At 55.1% G+C, this 1284-nt stretch carries 1 protein-coding gene; it reads left to right on the top strand.

Translation table 11 applies throughout. The features are described 5' to 3' along the window. Positions 1 to 301: 301 nt before the first annotated feature. Positions 302 to 913, top strand: coding sequence for a hypothetical protein (locus tag K359_RS0148165; protein ID WP_156929157.1), 612 nt, complete (start codon positions 302 to 304; stop codon positions 911 to 913). Positions 914 to 1284 lie beyond the last annotated feature (371 nt).

Below are 1284 nucleotides of genomic sequence, written 5' to 3' on the forward strand. Positions count from 1 at the left end.
CGGCTAAGCATTGGTTGCCGCTCGGTTAATTCAAAACAGGCCACTCCGAAAATCAAACTAGGCCACTAGGGGATAAAACAGGCCAGCACCCGACTACCGGTGCTGGCCCCTTATGCCCCGCCCAACCCCGAAAGAGGCCACTCAACAGTTCCCGGTGCGATGAGATTTGTATCGTCGCGCAAAGGAACCCTCCCACCGCGACATGGAAATCAAATGACACCACCGGGACCATGGCTAACGGGCCTTTCGCCACGCTTTGGATACGGTCAGCTATCTCGCCAAAGTAACCGATATGAGATCGGTGGCAGACCAGGTTGGGCGAATTTGGCCATTTATCAGAATGCTCGATCTGCCACTGGTTCAACTTGTCCCAGAACTCATGCAATTGCGTATTCGCATAGAACAAGAGTTGCGGCGGAAGGATTTCCTCTTCGTCTCAGAAGAGATGACCAAACTCTATAACGAATCCGACCCGCGCAGAGGCGCGGTCAAAGGATCTGATCCGTTCGAACTGGGTAAAAAATTCAAGAAAGCCCATGCGGACATTGCTAGTGCCGGAAGATGTTTAGCCGTTGAGGAAAGCACGGCGTGTGTATTCCATTTAATGCGGGCGATGGAGGCCGCCGTCCGTGACCTGAGCCAACGCCGACATATACAACTTCCCATTACCCCGAAAACGACTTGGCGCGGCCTAACCGGGCAGATGGACGGCAAGATTGCAAAGATGCCTGAGAATACGGTTTCGCTAAAACGAAAGAAAAACAGATGGGAGGAAGCGAGAGCGAATTTGCACCACGTTGGTTCAGTATGGCGCAACAACACTATGCACCCAGCGTCGTCGTATACGCCTTCTCAGGCGCGCGACATCTATGAAGCCTGCCGAGTGCTCATGACCTCGCTCGCGCGCCTTTAGGCGGATTGGTAACTGATGTGGGCGCTAGCGGTACGTTCCGTACTCGGCTCGGTGCCGCGAAGATGTTCGGTTTGATCGAGGGAGCACAGGGGCGAGTCACACTGACTCCGCTCGGTCACGATGCACTCGACAATTCAGGTGTGGCCTCGGCCGCCCGTGCTTCCGCATTTCTGAATGTTGAGTTGATACCGCTTCCAGCATCTTTAAGATGATCTACAGGGATGCGCCCGTCGGCACCGAAGGACTACCGTGGCAAAAGAGCGACGCGACGTAACGAAAGAGGCCGCCAACTGAGGCGGCCTCACATTCCGAAGGAATGTCTCATCTGACTCGCCATGCGCTGGACGGCATCAGTGTATCGACCGTGGGCG

This window comes from Bradyrhizobium sp. th-b2 (assembly GCF_000426785.1).
Lineage (GTDB): Bacteria > Pseudomonadota > Alphaproteobacteria > Rhizobiales > Xanthobacteraceae > Bradyrhizobium > Bradyrhizobium septentrionale.